Source organism: Geodermatophilus nigrescens (genome assembly GCF_900129495.1).
GTDB classification, from domain to species: domain Bacteria; phylum Actinomycetota; class Actinomycetes; order Mycobacteriales; family Geodermatophilaceae; genus Geodermatophilus; species Geodermatophilus nigrescens.
Map to the genome: position 1 here is coordinate 182,208 of NZ_FQVX01000005.1, position 15,665 is coordinate 197,872.

Annotated in this window: 12 protein-coding genes; all 12 read left to right on the forward strand. The window is 77.2% G+C overall.

Annotation, left to right across the window (positions count from 1 at the left end):
• The first annotated feature begins 102 nt into the window (after positions 1–102).
• The 12 genes from mraZ (at position 103) to ftsZ (ending at position 15,579) form a co-directional block, all read left to right on the forward strand.
• On the forward strand, positions 103–537 hold the full coding sequence (mraZ, locus tag BUE37_RS21155) for a division/cell wall cluster transcriptional repressor MraZ (protein ID WP_073422411.1): 435 nt from the start codon (positions 103–105) through the stop codon (positions 535–537).
• 449 nt (positions 538–986) lie between these two features.
• On the forward strand, positions 987–2,012 hold the full coding sequence (gene rsmH, locus BUE37_RS21160; RefSeq protein WP_083628987.1) for a 16S rRNA (cytosine(1402)-N(4))-methyltransferase RsmH: 1,026 nt from the start codon (positions 987–989) through the stop codon (positions 2,010–2,012).
• A complete protein-coding gene (gene ftsL, locus BUE37_RS21165; RefSeq protein ID WP_073422413.1) occupies positions 2,009–2,710 on the forward strand; it encodes a cell division protein FtsL in 702 nt (233 codons plus the stop codon). The genes rsmH and ftsL overlap by 4 nt, the downstream gene beginning before the upstream one ends.
• 167 nt (positions 2,711–2,877) lie before the next feature.
• Complete coding sequence (locus BUE37_RS21170; RefSeq protein ID WP_073422489.1) at positions 2,878–4,758, forward strand: peptidoglycan D,D-transpeptidase FtsI family protein; 1,881 nt, start codon at positions 2,878–2,880, stop codon at positions 4,756–4,758.
• A gap of 88 nt (positions 4,759–4,846) precedes the next feature.
• Complete coding sequence (locus BUE37_RS21175) at positions 4,847–6,379, forward strand: UDP-N-acetylmuramoyl-L-alanyl-D-glutamate--2,6-diaminopimelate ligase (protein WP_073422414.1); 1,533 nt, start codon at positions 4,847–4,849, stop codon at positions 6,377–6,379.
• Complete coding sequence (locus BUE37_RS21180; protein WP_073422415.1) at positions 6,376–7,803, forward strand: UDP-N-acetylmuramoyl-tripeptide--D-alanyl-D-alanine ligase; 1,428 nt, start codon at positions 6,376–6,378, stop codon at positions 7,801–7,803. The genes BUE37_RS21175 and BUE37_RS21180 overlap by 4 nt, the downstream gene beginning before the upstream one ends.
• A complete protein-coding gene (gene mraY / locus BUE37_RS21185; RefSeq protein WP_073422416.1) occupies positions 7,800–8,879 on the forward strand; it encodes a phospho-N-acetylmuramoyl-pentapeptide-transferase in 1,080 nt (359 codons plus the stop codon). Before BUE37_RS21180 ends, mraY begins: the two co-directional genes overlap by 4 nt.
• Before the next feature lie 155 nt (positions 8,880–9,034).
• Positions 9,035–10,537 carry a putative lipid II flippase FtsW gene (gene ftsW / locus BUE37_RS21190; protein ID WP_245794832.1) on the forward strand — a complete coding sequence of 501 codons (1,503 nt, stop codon included), beginning with the start codon at positions 9,035–9,037 and terminating at the stop codon, positions 10,535–10,537.
• Positions 10,534–11,649: an undecaprenyldiphospho-muramoylpentapeptide beta-N-acetylglucosaminyltransferase gene (gene murG, locus BUE37_RS21195; RefSeq protein ID WP_073422417.1), complete on the forward strand. Its 1,116-nt coding sequence runs from the start codon at positions 10,534–10,536 to the stop codon at positions 11,647–11,649. Before ftsW ends, murG begins: the two co-directional genes overlap by 4 nt.
• Entirely contained in the window at positions 11,639–13,156 is a 1,518-nt protein-coding gene (gene murC / locus BUE37_RS21200) for a UDP-N-acetylmuramate--L-alanine ligase (protein ID WP_083628988.1), read from the forward strand. Before murG ends, murC begins: the two co-directional genes overlap by 11 nt.
• Positions 13,153–13,938: a cell division protein FtsQ/DivIB gene (locus tag BUE37_RS21205; protein WP_073422418.1), complete on the forward strand. Its 786-nt coding sequence runs from the start codon at positions 13,153–13,155 to the stop codon at positions 13,936–13,938. The genes murC and BUE37_RS21205 overlap by 4 nt, the downstream gene beginning before the upstream one ends.
• A gap of 378 nt (positions 13,939–14,316) precedes the next feature.
• Positions 14,317–15,579, forward strand: a complete 1,263-nt coding sequence (ftsZ, locus tag BUE37_RS21210) for a cell division protein FtsZ (protein WP_073422419.1) — start codon at positions 14,317–14,319, stop codon at positions 15,577–15,579.
• Positions 15,580–15,665 lie beyond the last annotated feature (86 nt).

Here is a 15,665-nt window from a genome sequence, read left to right on the forward strand (position 1 = left end):
TCCGGTGGGGCGTAGTGGGTTAGTGTGTGGCGCGGTGGGGAGCCAGGGCCCGTCCCGGGTCCGCGGTGGACACGAGGAGGGCCACATGGGGGAGGTGATCCGGTGTTCGTCGGCAACTACTCGTTGCGGCTCGACGAGAAGGGCCGGCTCGCACTCCCCGTCCGGTTCCGCGAGCAGGTGGCCGACGGCATGGTGATCAAGAAGGGCCAGGAGCGCTGCGTCTACGGCCTCACCATGGCCCGGGTCGCCGAGCAGAGCCGCGCCGCCGCCAGCATGGCCCCCGCCGACACCGCCGAGGCCCGCATGCGCGCCCGCCTGAGCTTCGGCTCGATGGTCGAGGTCGAGCCCGACAAGGCCGGCCGCATCACCATCCCCGCGAGCCTCCGCCAGTACGCCGGCCTCGACCGCGACGTCGTGGTGGTCGGCGTCGACACCCGCTTCGAGATCTGGGACCAGGCCGCGTGGGACGCCTACGAGGCAGAGCAGGAGGCGGTCTTCGCCGCCATGGAGAGCGAGGGGATGCCCACGCTCTCCTGACCCCGTGCCGCCGGTCGCCCGGCAGCCGCGCACCGTCGCGAGCCGTCTTCCCCGCGGCTCGACCGGATGCGGCCCGAACCGCCTTCCCCGCGGCTCGGTCCGCCGCAGCGGCACCGCGACCGGCACCCGGCCCCACCCCCCGCGGGGTCCTCCTGACGCACTTCCCCGGCGCCAGGCGGCCCTCGCGGGGGGTGGGGACCCCACTCCGCCCCACCGGCCCCACGCCGCCCCACCGCGGTCGCCGTCCCCGCGCGACCTCCTCCGCTCAGGACCTCCTCCGCTCAGGCACCCCCTCCCCGCGACCCGCGCCCGTCCCCGGCGCCCCACCGGTCGCGCGGCACGCCCGCCGAGCTCCCCCAGCCGACCCGCTGTCCGCGCCACCATGTGCAGCACGTGCGTCCCGGTGACGCCCGTCCCCGCGCGGGGAGCCCGACCCGAGGAGACCGACGATGAGCACGCCCGAGCCCCCGCGGCCCGCGCCGCAGGACTCGGCGGCATCCACACCGCGGGACACGGCGGCGCCTCCCGTGCACGTGCCCGTCCTCCTCGACCGCGTCACCGACCTGCTCGGCCCGGCCTGCGCTGCGGAGGGCGCCGTGCTGGTGGACGCCACCCTGGGCCTCGCCGGCCACGCGCTGGCCCTCCTCGACGCCCACCCCGGCCTGCGGCTGGTCGGCCTCGACCGCGACCCGCACGCCCGCGCCGAGGCCGCCGCCCGGATCGCGGCCGCCGGCCACGCCGACCGCGCCACGCTCGTGCCGGCGGTCTTCGACGAGCTGCCCGACGTCCTCGACCGCCTCGGCCTCGACGAGGTGCACGCGGTGCTGTTCGACCTCGGCGTCAGCTCCCTGCAGCTCGACCGCGCCGACCGCGGCTTCAGCTACGCCGCCGACGGCCCGCTGGACATGCGCATGGACCCCGGCGCGCCGCGCACCGCCGCCGACGTCGTCAACACCTACTCCGCCGCCGAGCTCGCCCGCGTCCTGCGCGTCTACGGCGAGGAGCGGTTCGCCTCGCGGATCGCCGGCGCGATCGTCCGCGAGCGCGCCCGGGAGCCGTTCACCGGCACCGAGCGGCTCGCCCACCTGGTGCGCGACTCGATCCCCGCCGCCACCCGCCGCACGGGCGGCAACCCGGCCAAGCGGACGTTCCAGGCGCTGCGGATCGAGGTCAACGACGAGCTCGGCGTCCTCCGGCGGGCGCTGCCGGCGGCACTGGACGCGCTGGCGGTGGGCGGCCGGGTCGCCGTCATCACCTTCCACTCCCTCGAGGACCGGATCGTCAAGCAGGCCCTCGCCGAGCTCGCCACCGACCGGACCCCGCCGGAGCTGCCCGTCCGGCTGCCCGAGTACGGGCCGGTGCTGCGGCTGCTCACCCGCGGCGGCGAGGCCGCCTCGGAGGCCGAGGTGGCCGCCAACCCCCGGGCCGCCTCGGCCCGCGTCCGCGCCGCCGAGCGCATCCGGCGGGCCGCGTGAGCGCCGCTGCCCGCGCGCCCCGCGAGGGCGCCGCCCGCGCCGTCCCGCCGTCCCCGGGGGGCGCGACGGCGTCACGGTCGGCGACGACGAAGGCCACGACGGCGACGGCGAAGGCGGCGACGGCGACGGCGACACCGAAGGCGACCGGGACGCCGGCCAGGACGCCCACGGCGACCACCGGCTCCGGGCACGCCGCCCGGCCGCTGCGCGCCCTGCCCTCCCGGCCCGTCCGCACGCTGCCCTCCCGGCCGGTGCGCGCCGGGGCGACCCGCGCCACCGGGCCCGCGCCGCGCGTGCCGTCGGTGCCGGACCTGCGACTGCTCACCGGCGGGGCGGGCCTCGCGCGGGCCACCGGTGCCCGCCGCGCACCGTTCGTGCTGCTGGTCGTGGTGCTGCTGGTGGCCACCACCATCGCGCTGCTCGTGCTCAACACCGCCATCGCCGTGAACTCGCTGCGGGCGGGGGAACTGCGCAGCGAGAACGCCGAGAAGGCGGAGGAGGTGCAGGAGCTCGAGCGGCAGGTCGTCCAGGGCGGCGCGCCCGCGCAGCTCGCCGCCGCGGCCGTGGCCGCCGGGCTGGTCCCCGCCGGCACCGCCGCCTACCTGGTCGTCGGCCCCGACGGCACCGCCACCCTGCGCGGCACCCCCGAGCCGGCGCCCGCGCCGGAGACCGCACCGCCCGCCGCGAACGGAGGCTGACCGTGGGCCCGAGCGACCCCCCGCGCGACCGCCGTCGCGACCTCCCGCGCGAACGGCCTCGCGACCTCGGCCGCGACGGGGCGCCGTCCCCCCGCGGCGCCCGCGTCCCGCGCGCCGGCGTCCCCCGGGACGGCTCCCGCGGCCGCCCGGCCTCCGTCCCGCGCCCCGTGCCCTCCCGCGACGGCGCCCCGCGCGCCGGCGGCCCGCGCGGCGGCGGGGCGACCCGCTCCGGCGCGTTCGAGCCGCGGCGCCCCGCCGGCCGCCGGCACAGCGGCCGCGCGCTGACCGTCGGACCCGCCCGCCTGTGGTGGGGCCTGGTGCTCGTCGTCGTCCCGCTGCTGGTGGTCACCACCCGGCTGGTGTGGCTGCAGGGCGTCGACGGGTCCGACCTCGCCTACCGCGCCGAGCAGAGCCGGCTGGCCGAGTACCCGCTCTCGGCGCTGCGCGGGGCGATCCTGGACCGCGACGGCAACCCGTTCGCCTACACCGTCGACGCGTCCCGCGTGACCGCCGACCCGCAGGCCGTCGAGGACCCGGAGCGCACCGCGCTGGCCCTCACCGCGCTGCTCGACGTGCCCGTCGACGAGCTCACCGAGCAGCTCGGCGGCGACGGCCGCTACGTGGTGCTGGCCCGCCAGGTGCCGCCGGAGACCGTCGACGCCATCCAGGACCTGGGCCTGGCCGGCGTGCTGTTCGAGGACGACCCGGTGCGGCTGTACCCGACCGGGACGGTCGGCGGCCAGGTGGTCGGGTTCACCGGCCGCGACGGCACCGGCCTGGGCGGGGTCGAGCTGCGCTTCGAGGACACCCTCGCCGGCACCGACGGCGACCGGCGGGTGGAGGTCGGCAGCGGCAACAACCCGATCCCCGCGGGCATCGACGAGTCGACGCCGGCCGTCGACGGCAGCACCGTCGAGCTGACCCTCGACCAGGACGTGCAGTTCGTCATGGAGCAGCGCCTCGCGCAGGCCTGTGCCGACGGCGCCACCACCCGCGCCTCGGCCGTCGTCCTCGACGTGCACACCGGCGAGGTCGTGGCCATGGGCTCCTGCCCGGGCTACGACCCCGCGCAGGCCGGCCGCACCGACCCGGAGCTGCTCGGCAACCCCGTCGTCTCCGACGTCTTCGAGCCCGGCTCGGTCATGAAGGCGGTGACGCTGGCCGCCGCGCTCGAGGAGGGCGTGGCCGAGCCGGACACCGTGCTGAACGTGAACGGCCACATCCAGGCCGGCGACGTCGTCGTCACCGACGCCCACGACCACGCGCCGGTGGACTGGACGGTCACCGGCATCCTCGCCAAGTCCAGCAACGTCGGCACGATCATGCTGGCCCGCGAGGTGGGCGACGAGCGGCTCGAGGAGTACCTGCGGGCCTTCGGCGTCGGGGCGGAGACCGGCGTCGAGCTGCCCGGGGAGAGCGCCGGCATCCTGCAGGACTCCGCGGAGTGGACCGAGAGCCGCGCGGCCAACGTGCCGATCGGCCAGGGCGTCTCGGTGACCACGCTGCAGATGGCCTCGGTGTACCAGGCCATCGCCAACGACGGCGTGCGCATCCCGCCGCGGGTGGTCTCCTCGGTGACCGCGCCCGACGGCACGGTGACCACCCCGGACGCGCCCGAGCCCGTCCGCGTGGTCAGCGAGCGGACCGCCGACGACCTCGCCTACATGCTCGAGGCCGTCGTCGGCCCCGGCGGCACCGCGCCGCTCGCGCAGGTCGAGGGCTACCGCGTCGCCGGCAAGACCGGCACCGCGCAGCGGGCCAACCCGGAGTGCAACTGCTACGACGGCGGCGGCTACGTGACGACGTTCGTCGGGTTCGCCCCGGCCGACGACCCGCAGTACGTCGTGGCCGTCGACCTCGAGCGGCCCAGCAGCTCCGCCGAGGGCGGGCAGGTGGCCGCGCCGGTGTTCGCCGACGTCATGCGCCACGTGCTCACCGACGCCGGCGTCGTGCCGTCGGGCACCGCCCGCCCCGAGTTCGCGATCACCCGCGAGGACCTCACCGGGGCGGCGGCGGGCGGACCGCCCGGCGGGCCCGCCGGCGACTGACGCCGGACCCGCGCGGGTGCGGGCGGTGCCCGGCGCGCGGGGCGCGGGTGCGCGGGGCCGGACCGGTCCGCCGGTAGATTGGCCCGACGTGACCCCGACCGGAACCGGGTCGGTGCCCCGGCCCCGGGGGACCCGCCCGCAGCCCCTCGCCGCGCTCGCCGACCTCGTCGGCGACCCCGTCCAGGGCGACCCCGCCACCGAGGTCGGCGGCGTCACCCTCGCCTCCACCGAGGTGCGGCCCGGCGACCTCTACGCCGCCCTCCCCGGCGCCCGCACGCACGGCGCCCGCTTCGCCGCCGACGCCGCCGCCCGCGGCGCCGTCGCCGTCCTCACCGACCCGGCCGGCCGCGAGCAGGCCGCCGCCACCGGGCTGCCGGTGTGCGTCGTCGACGACCCCCGCGGCCGCCTCGGCGACGTCGCCGCCCGCGTCTACGGCGAGCCCGCCCGCCGGCTGCCGGTCGTCGGCATCACCGGCACCAACGGCAAGACGACGACGAGCTACCTGGTCGAGGCCGGCCTCGCCGCCGCCGGCCGCGGCACCGGGCTGATCGGCACCGTGCAGTCGCGCACCCGCGCCGGCGGCACCGAGACGGCGTTCCCCAGCGTGCGCACCACCCCCGAGGCGCCGGTGCTGCACGCGCTGCTGGCCACGATGGCCGAGTCCGGCGTGGACGCCGTCGTCATGGAGGTCTCCAGCCACGCGCTGGTGCAGGGCCGCGTCGGCGGGGTGCCCTTCGCCGCGGCCGGGTTCACCAACCTCAGCCAGGACCACCTCGACTTCCACCGCGACCTCGAGGACTACTTCCAGGCCAAGGCGCTGCTGTTCGACGGGCGCGCCGCGCGCGAGGTGGTCGTCGTCGACGACGACGCCGGCCGGCGACTGGCCGGGATGCTGGGGGAGCGGGCGGTCACCGTCTCCGCCGACGGCGCCGCCGCGCACTGGACCGCCACCGACGTCACGCCCGCCCCCGACGGCGGCTCCACCTTCACCGTCAGCGGCCCCGGCGGGTCGTGGCCGGCCAGCGTGCGGCTGCCCGGCCGGTTCAACGTCACCAACGCCGTCCTCGCCGTCGCGCTGCTCGACGCGGTCGGCGTCCCGGTCGCCGAGGCGCTGGCCGGCATCGCCGCCACCGTCGTCCCCGGCCGCATGGAGCCCGTCGACGCCGGCCAGCCGTTCACCGCCGTCGTCGACTACGCGCACACCCCCGACGCCGTCGCCACCGCGCTCGCCGCGCTGCGCGCCGCCACCCGGGGGAGGCTGATCACCGTGCTCGGCTGTGGGGGAGACCGCGACCAGGGGAAGCGACCGGCGATGGGCGCGGCGGCCGCGGCCGGCAGCGACCTCGTGGTCGTCACCGACGACAACCCGCGCTCGGAGGACCCGGCCGCGATCCGCGCCGCCGTGCTCGCCGGCGTGCCGGCCGACCGCCGCGACGCGGTCGAGGAGGTCGGCGACCGCCGCGCCGCGATCGCGCGCGCGGTGGCGCTCGCCCGCCCCGGCGACACCGTCCTGGTGGCCGGCAAGGGACACGAGTCCGGGCAGGAGGTCGCCGGCACGGTGACGCCCTTCGACGACCGCGCCGTGCTGCGCGAGGTGCTCGCCGGGGCGGCCCGCCGGTGATCGCCCTGTCCCTCGCCGAGGTCGCGCAGGCCGTCGGCGCCCCGCTGCCGGACGGTGCCTCCGGCACGGTCACCGCCGTCACCCTCGACTCCCGCGGCGTCGCCCCGGGCGCGCTGTTCGTCGCCGTCGCCGGCGAGCGCGTCGACGGGCACGACTACCTCGACGCCGCCGCGGAGGCGGGCGCCGTCGCCGCGCTCACCACCCGCCCCGGCGGCCCGCTGCCGGCGCTCGTCGTCGACGACACCGTCGCCGCGCTCGGCCGGCTCGCCGCCGAGGTGCACCGCCGGCTCGCCGCGGCGGGCCTGCGGACCGTCGGCCTCACCGGGTCCTCGGGCAAGACCTCCACCAAGGACCTGCTCGGGCAGGTGCTCGCCGCCGCCGGCCCGACGGTGAGCCCGCCCGGCTCGTACAACAACGACATCGGCCTCCCGCTGACCGTCCTCGACGCCGACGAGGGCACCCGCTTCCTCGTCCTCGAGATGGGCGCCCGGGGCGTCGGGCACATCGCCCGGCTGTGCGCCGTCGCCCGGCCCGACGTCGGCGTCGTCCTCAACGTCGGCTCCGCGCACCTCGGCGAGTTCGGCTCGGCCGACGTCATCGCGCAGGCCAAGGGCGAGCTCGTGGAGGCGCTGCCCGCGACCGGCACCGCCGTGCTCAACGCCGACGACCCGCGGGTGGCCGGGATGGCGCCGCGCACCCGCGCCCGGGTGGTCACCACCGGCCGCTCCGCGGGCGCCGACGTGCGCGCCGCCGGCGTCTCCCTCGACGACGCCGCCCGCGCCCGGTTCACCCTCGTCGCCGGCGGCGAGGAGCACCCGGTCGCGCTGCAGGTCGTCGGCGAGCACCAGGTGGCCAACGCGCTGTCCGCCGCCGCCGCCGCGCTGGCCCTCGGCATGACGCCGGCCGCCGTCGCCGCGGCCCTGTCGCAGGCCACGCCGCGCAGCCGCTGGCGCATGGAGGTCACCCGCCGGGCCGACGGCGTCACCGTCGTCAACGACGCCTACAACGCCAACCCCGAGTCGATGCGCGCCGCCCTCGCCGCGCTGGCCGGGCTGCCGGCCGGCCGGCGGGTCGCCGTCCTCGGCGGGATGGCCGAGCTCGGCCCGGACGCCGGCGCCGAGCACGAGCGGCTCGGCCGCGACGCGGTCGCCGCCGGGGCCGACCTGGTCGTCGCCGTCGGACCCGATGCGGTAGGAGTAGTCACGGGTGCCACGGCCGCCGGTGCCCGCCACGGGGAGGGCGGCGAGGCGGACGCCGGGACCTCTCCGGGCAGCACCGCCGTCGCGGTGCCCGACCGGGCGGCCGCTCTCGTCTTCCTCTCGGAGGTGCTGGTGCCCGGTGACGTCGTGCTGGTGAAGGCCAGCCGGTCCCACGGGCTGGAGGTCCTCGCCGCGGACCTGCTGGACGCCGGGGCAGGCGCGTGAAGTCCGTCCTCATCGCCGCGGCGTTCGGGCTGGTCCTCTCCATCCTCGCCACGCCGCTGGCCGTCCGGGCGTTCCGGCGCCGCGGCTTCGGCCAGGAGATCCGCGACGACGGCCCCGAGTCGCACCTGTCGAAGAAGGGCACGCCCACCATGGGCGGCACCGTCATCGTCGGGGCGACCGTGGCCGGCTACCTGCTCGCCCACCTGTTCCTCATCGGCCAGCCCGGGCGGGGGGTCACCGCCACCGGCCTGCTGCTGCTGTTCCTCATGGTGGGCCTCGGCACCGTCGGCTTCCTCGACGACTACCTCAAGATCCGGCACCGCCGGAGCCTGGGCCTCAACAAGACGGCGAAGCTCGTCGGGCAGCTGGTGGTCGGGCTGACCTTCGCGATCCTCGCGCTCAACTTCCCCGACGAGGCGGGGGTGACGCCGGCGTCGGAGTTCGTCTCCTACGTCCGCGACATCGAGCCGCTGTTCGTCAGCGCCGTCGGCTTCGTCGTCCTGGCCTACCTGTTCATCGCCGGTTTCTCCAACGCGGTCAACCTCACCGACGGCCTCGACGGGCTCGCCGCCGGCTGCTCGGCGATGGTGTTCGGCGCCTACGTCGTCATGAGCTTCTGGCAGTTCACCCACGACTGCGCCGCGGCCGCCGTCGACGGCTGCTACCAGGTGCGCGACCCGCTCGACGTCACGCTCGTGGCCGCCGCGGCGATGGGCGCCTGCCTCGGGTTCCTGTGGTGGAACACCAGCCCGGCGCGGATCTTCATGGGCGACACCGGCTCGCTGGCCCTCGGCGGGCTGATGGCCGGCATCGCCATCGTCACCCGCACCGAGCTGCTGCTCATCGTCCTCGGCGGGCTCTTCGTCGCGGTCACGCTCTCGGTGGTCATCCAGGTGGCCTTCTTCCGCGCCACCCGCCGGCGGGTGTTCCGCATGGCCCCGCTGCACCACCACTTCGAGCTCGCCGGGTGGGCGGAGAACACCGTCATCGTGCGGTTCTGGCTGGTCACCGGCATGGCCGTCGCCTTCGGGCTCGGCCTGTTCTACGCCGACTGGCTGTCCATCACCGGCCTGTGACGGAGGACCCCCTCGCCCCCCACCCCTCGCAGGCTCGGGGCGGGCCCCTGCGAGGGGGCCGTTCCAGCACGTTCCGGCGGCGCGCGAGCGGGGGACCGGCGCGACACGCGGGGGAGCTGACCGTCCGGCGCGCCGTCAGCGGCGACGATGGCGGGATGGACGGCCGCACCGAGTCCACCCGCACGCGCCGCACGCGCCGCAGCGGCGTCCCGGTGGCGTCCGCGGGTCCCGCCGCCCGGGTGCGCGGGCCGGCCTGGCTCGACGGGCCGATGACCAGCTGCCACCTCGTCATCGGCGCGGCCGGTCTGCTGCTGGCCATCGGGCTGGTCATGGTCTTCTCCGCCTCGGCCATCGAGGCGGCGCTCGACGACCAGCCGGCCTGGCGCCCCGGCGTCGACCAGCTCGTCTTCGCCGGCCTGGGCCTGGTCGCCCTGCTCGTCGCCGTGCGCCTGCCCGCCGGGCTGATGCGCCGCTGGTCGGGGATGGCGCTCGTCGCCGTCCTCGTGCTGCTCGTCGCCGTCCTCGTGCCGGGGGTCGGCGTCGAGTACAACGGCTCGCGCGCCTGGATCGACCTCGGCGTCACCGACTTCCAGCCCTCCGAGCTCACCAAGCTCGTCGTCGCCCTGTGGGGCGCGCACGTCCTCGCCACCCGCGGCCGCAGCCTGACGCTCAGGACGCTGCTCGTGCCGCTGCTGCCGGTCTTCGTGGTCATCAGCGCGCTGCTCATGCTCGAGCCCGACTTCGGCGCCGTCGTCAGCCTGCTGCTCGTCGTCTCCGGCCTGCTGTGGGCCGGCGGCCTGCCCGGGCGGCTGTGGGGCCTCGGCATCGCGACCGCGGGCACGGTGGGCTACCTGCTGGTGAGCAGCTCGGAGTACCGCTGGGAGCGGGTGACCGCCTTCCTGCACCCCTTCGACGACCCCACCGACACCGGCTTCCAGGCCATCCGCGGCTTCTACGCGCTGGCCAACGGCGGCCTGTGGGGCGTGGGCCTCGGCAACAGCGCCATGAAGTGGAACCTGCTGCCCGAGGCGGAGTCGGACTACATCTTCGCGATCATCGGCGAGGAGCTCGGCTTGCTGGGCTGCCTCGTCGTGGTCACCCTCTACGCGGTGCTGGCCTTCGCCGGCTTCCGGATCGCCAACCGCTCGGCCGACCGCTTCGTGCAGCTGGCCAGCGTGGCGATCACCGTCTGGCTCGTCGGCCAGGCGGCCATGAACATGGGCTACGTGGTGGGGGTCCTCCCGGTCACCGGGGTCACCCTGCCGCTGGTCTCCGCCGGTGGCACCTCGCTGGTGCTCACCCTCTTCGTCGTGGGGATCCTCATCCGCTTCGCCCGATCCGAGCCCGAGGCCATCGAGCACGCCCGCAGCCGCGACCGCGGCCGGCTGGCGCGCTGGCTGCTGCCCGTGCCCGCACACGCCGTCGACCCGGTCCGCCCGGGCCGCTCCCGTCCCACCACCCGGGGGGAGGAGCCCGCCGACGGCCGCCTCCGCGGCCGCTCGGGTGAGCGCCCGCCGGGCCGCCGGCCCGTCGAGCCGCGCCCGGTGCGCCGGCCCGCCGAGGCCCGTGGCGCCGAGCGCCGGGTGCCGCCGCCGGCCGCGCGCCGGCCCGAGCGGGTCCCCGCCCGGCCCGCCGACCGCCCGGGGCGGTCCCGGTGAGCGCGCCGACCGGCCGCCCGCCGAGCGTCGTCCTGGCCGGCGGCGGCACCGGCGGTCACATCGAGCCGATGCTGGCGCTGGCCGACGCGCTGCGCCGCCGCGACCCCGCCCCGCGGGTCACCTGCCTGGGCACCGCCCGCGGCATGGAGACCCGGCTGGTGCCCGCGCGCGGCTACGACCTGCGGCTCATCCCGCCCGTGCCGCTGCCGCGCAAGCCGACGCCGGACCTGCTGCGCGTGCCCGGGCGGGTGCGCCGCGCCGTCGCCGACACCCGCGCGCTGCTGGCCGAGCTGCAGGCCGACGTCGTCGTCGGGTTCGGCGGGTACGTGGCGTTGCCGGCCTACCTGGCCGCCCGCCGCGCGGGAGTGCCGGTCGTGGTGCACGAGCAGAACGCGCTGCCGGGCCTCGCCAACCGCATCGGCGCGCGGATCGCCGCCCGGGTCGCGGTCACCGTGCCCGGCACGCCGCTGCACCGCGGCGAGCACGTCGGCATGCCGCTGCGCACCGCGATCAGCGGCCTGGACCGCGCCGGGCGCCGCGGCGAGGCCCGAGCCGCCTTCGGGCTGGACGCCGACCGGCCCACGCTGCTGGTCTTCGGCGGCTCGCAGGGCGCCGCCTCGCTCAACCGCGCCGCCGTCGCCGCAGCCGACGCGCTCACCGCCGCCGGTGTCCAGGTGCTGCACGCCCGCGGCCCCAAGAACACCGACGTCGAGGTGCCGGCGCGCCCGGCCGGCGCGGCGCCGTACGTCGTCGTCGACTACCTGGAGCGGATGGACCTCGCCTACGCCGCCGCCGACCTGGCGCTGTGCCGGTCGGGCGCGGTGACCGTGGCGGAGCTGTCCGCGGTCGGGCTGCCCGCGGCGTTCGTGCCGCTGCCCATCGGCAACGGCGAGCAGCGGCGCAACGCGCTGCCGGTCGTCGAGGCCGGCGGCGGACTGATCGTCGACGACGCCGACCTGTCCCCGCGGTGGATCGAGGCCACCCTGCTGCCGCTGCTCACCGACCCCGCCGCGCTCGCCGGGTACGCCGCCCACGCCGCCGCGGCCGGGGTGCCCGACGCCGACGACCGGCTGGCCGACATCGTCCTGGAGGTGGCCGCCGGTGACCGCTGACGCGACCGCCGCCTGGACCGCGCCCGTCCCGGCCCTCGCCGACCTCGGCGCCGTGCACTTCGTCGGCATCGGTGGCGCCGGGATGAGCGGCATCGCCCGCATCCTGTTGGCCCGCGGCGTGCGGGTGTCGGGCAGCGACCGGCGCGACACCCCGACCCTGCTCGCCCTGCGCGCCCTCGGCGCCCGGGTGGAGGTGGGCCACGCCGCGGAGCACCTCGGCGACGCCGACTCCGTCGTCGTCTCCTCGGCGATCCGGGAGGACAACCCCGAGCTCGCCGCGGCCCGCGCCCGCGGCCTGACCGTGCTGCCGCGCGCCGTCGCCCTCGCCGCGGTGATGGCCGGGCGGCGCAGCGTCGCCGTCGCCGGCACCCACGGCAAGACGTCGACCACCTCGATGCTCACCGTTGCCGTGCAGGCGTGCGGCGTCGACGCGTCCTTCGCCATCGGCGGCAACCTCAACGAGTCGGGCAGCAACGCGCACGCCGGCGAGGGCGACGTCTTCGTCGCCGAGGCCGACGAGAGCGACCGCTCGTTCCTGCTGCTCGCGCCGCACGGGGCGATCGTCACCAACGTCGAGGCCGACCACCTGGACAACTACGGCGACCTCGCCGCCGTCGAGGCCGCCTTCGACCGGTTCCTCGGCACCGTCTCGCCCGACGGGTTCGTCGTCGTCTGTGCCGACGACCCGGGCTCCGCCCGGCTGCGCGGCGTGCCCACCCCGGCGCGGCTGCGCACCTACGGCACCGCGGAGGACGCCGACCTGCGCCTGGTCGACCTCGACGTGGGCCCCGAGACCACCGCCTGGACCGCCGTGCTCGACGGCGCCGTCGTTGGGCGGGTGCGCATCCGGGTGCCCGGGGAGCACATGGCCCGCAACAGCGCCGCCGCGCTGCTGGCCGGCCTCGAGCTCGGCCTGCCCGCCGACGGGCTGATGGCCGGGCTCGGGCGCTTCGGCGGCGTGCACCGCCGGTTCGAGCTCAAGGGCACCGCCGCCGGCGTGCGCGTCTACGACGACTACGCCCACCACCCGACCGAGGTGACCGCGCAGCTGCGCGCCGCCCGGGCGGTGGCGGGGGAGGGCCGCGTGGTGGTGGCCTTCCAGCCGCACCTCTACAGCCGGACCCGCGAGTTCGCGACGGCGTTCGGCGAGGCGCTGGGCCTGGCCGACGAGGTCGTGGTGATGGACGTCTACGGCGCCCGGGAGGACCCGGTGCCCGGCGTCACCGGCGCGCTGGTCGCCGACGCCGTCCCGTTGCCGGCCGGCCAGGTGCTCTTCGAGCCGTCCTGGTCCGCCGCCGCGCCGGCGCTGGCCGCCCGCGCCCGCCCCGGCGACCTGGTCATCACCATGGGCGCGGGCAACGTGTCGATGGTCGGCCCCGAGGTGCTCGCCGTGTTGTCCGGGGAGGCCGTGCCCTCCGGGGAGGCCGTGCCCTCCGGGGAGGCCGTGCCCTCCGGGGAGGCCGTGCCCTCCGGGGAGGCCGTGCCCGGCGGGGACGCCGGCCGGTGAGCCGCTCCGGCCGGACGACGGCCGACCGGGAGCGCGCCGCGCCGGTCGAGGTCGCCCGGCCGGCCCGCCACCGGCGGCGCGACAGCCCGCGCGACCGGCGGCGCCGCCGCCTGCTCGCCGCCGCCGCGGCGCTGGCCGTCCTGGCGCTGGCCGGGTGGGCGCTGTGGGCGAGCCCGCTGCTGTCGGTGCGCGACGTCCGCGTCGACGGCGCGACCACGCTGACCGCCGAGCAGGTGGTCACCGCGGCCGGGGTCGCCGAGGGCACGCCGCTGCTGCGGGTCGACGTCGACGCCGCCGAGGCGCGGGTGGCCCGGCTGCCCCAGGTGGCCTCGGTGCAGGTGGCCCGCGGCTGGCCGGGCAGCGTCGTCGTCACGGTGGTCGAGCGGCGGGCGGTCGCCGTCGTCGAGGAGGCCGGCACGCGCTCGCTGGTCGACGCCACCGGTGTGCTCTTCGACACCGTCACGGGCGAGTCGCCGGCCGGCGTCGTGCCCCTCGACGTCCGCTCGCCCGGGCCCGACGACCCCGCGACCCGGGCCGCGCTCGGCGCGCTCGTGGCGCTGCCCGGCGACGTCCGCGACCGGGTCACCGGCGCCGTGGCCCGCACCGCGGACGAGGTCACGCTGACCCTCGACGACGGCACCGTCGTCGTCTGGGGCGGCGGCGAGGAGGCCGAGGACAAGGCCGCGGTGCTCGCCGCGCTGCTGGCCGAGGTCGAGTCCGGTGAGCTTGAGCCGGCGGCGACCGTCGACGTCAGCGCGCCGGACGCCGTCGTCCTCCGCTGACGAGGTCTCCCGCCCGGCACGGGCGTCGCGCTGTGTGCGTGCCCGCCTCCGCACCGCTGACCGACCGGCGCGCCGCCGACACGCCCACGTCCGCGACACGCCCGACACGGCAGATCGGTACGGATCCGTCCACGGACGTCGACGGCCGCGGGTCTCGACCTCGGATCGAGGGATCCGGCAGGCGGGTCGTCACCGGCTGTGGTGCAGATGTGACCAGCGGGTCGTGGGAGATCGGTGAGTTCCGGGACTCGCGACACGCCGGTGCGGGGAGGGTGCTTGATGGTCCCGACGCGCCCCACCTAACTTCGTCCGCGTCGACCCAGTTGACATAACACTAAGTCTCCACTTGAGGATGAGGGTCGAGGTCGGGAGCCCCACATGACACCTCCGCACAACTACCTCGCGGTCATCAAGGTCGTCGGCATCGGCGGCGGCGGTGTGAACGCGGTCAACCGGATGATCGAGGTCGGTCTGAAGGGGGTGGAGTTCATCGCCATCAACACCGACGCCCAGGCGCTGCTGATGAGCGACGCCGACGTCAAGCTCGACGTCGGCCGCGAGCTCACCCGCGGCCTCGGCGCCGGCGCGCAGCCCGACGTCGGCCGCCAGGCCGCCGAGGACCACCGCGAGGAGATCGAGGAGGTGCTCAAGGGCGCCGACATGGTCTTCGTGACCGCCGGCGAGGGCGGCGGCACCGGCACCGGCGGCGCGCCCGTCGTGGCCTCGATCGCCCGCAAGCTCGGCGCGCTCACCATCGGTGTGGTCACCCGCCCGTTCTCCTTCGAGGGCAAGCGGCGCGCGGTCCAGGCCGAGTCCGGGATCGAGGAGCTGCGCAACGAGTGCGACACGCTCATCGTCATCCCCAACGACCGGCTGCTCCAGCTCGGCGACCGCAACGTCAGCGTGATGGACGCCTTCCGCACCGCCGACCAGGTGCTGCTCTCCGGTGTCCAGGGCATCACCGACCTGATCACCACCCCCGGCCTGATCAACCTGGACTTCGCCGACGTCAAGTCGGTCATGTCCGGCGCGGGCTCGGCGCTCATGGGCATCGGCAGCGCGCGCGGTGACAACCGGGCGCTGCTGGCCGCCGAGCAGGCGATCGCCAGCCCGCTGCTGGAGGCCTCGATGGAGGGCGCCCACGGCGTCCTGCTGTCGATCTCCGGCGGCTCGGACCTCGGCCTGTTCGAGATCAACGAGGCCGCCTCGCTGGTGTCGGACGCCGCGCACGCCGACGCCAACATCATCTTCGGTGCGGTCATCGACGACGCCCTCGGCGACGAGGTCCGCGTGACCGTCATCGCCGCGGGCTTCGACGGCGGCCGGCCCTCGGCCCGCAAGGACGCGGCGGCCACCCCGGCACTGCCCACCCCGCCGGCCACCGGCCCGAGCCGGCTGCCCACCCCGCCGGTGGCGCCCGCGCCGTCGGCCGGCCTGCCGCGGGCCACCGGTGAGCGGCTGGTCGGCACCCCGCCGCCCGCGCCCGCCGCCCCGGCCCCCGCGCCGGTGCGCTCTGCCGGCATCACGGTGCCGCCGCTGCCGCCGGTGCAGAACGGCGGCCCGGCCGCCCAGGGGCGCCGTCCGCTGGGCAACGAGGACTTCGAGGAGGAGCTCGACATCCCGGAGTTCCTCCGTCAGTAGAAGGACCCCCGTGCCCCCCACCCCTCGCTCCGCTCGGGGCGGGCCCCTGCACGGGGGCCGTTCCAGCACCTCACCCGCCCCGCCGG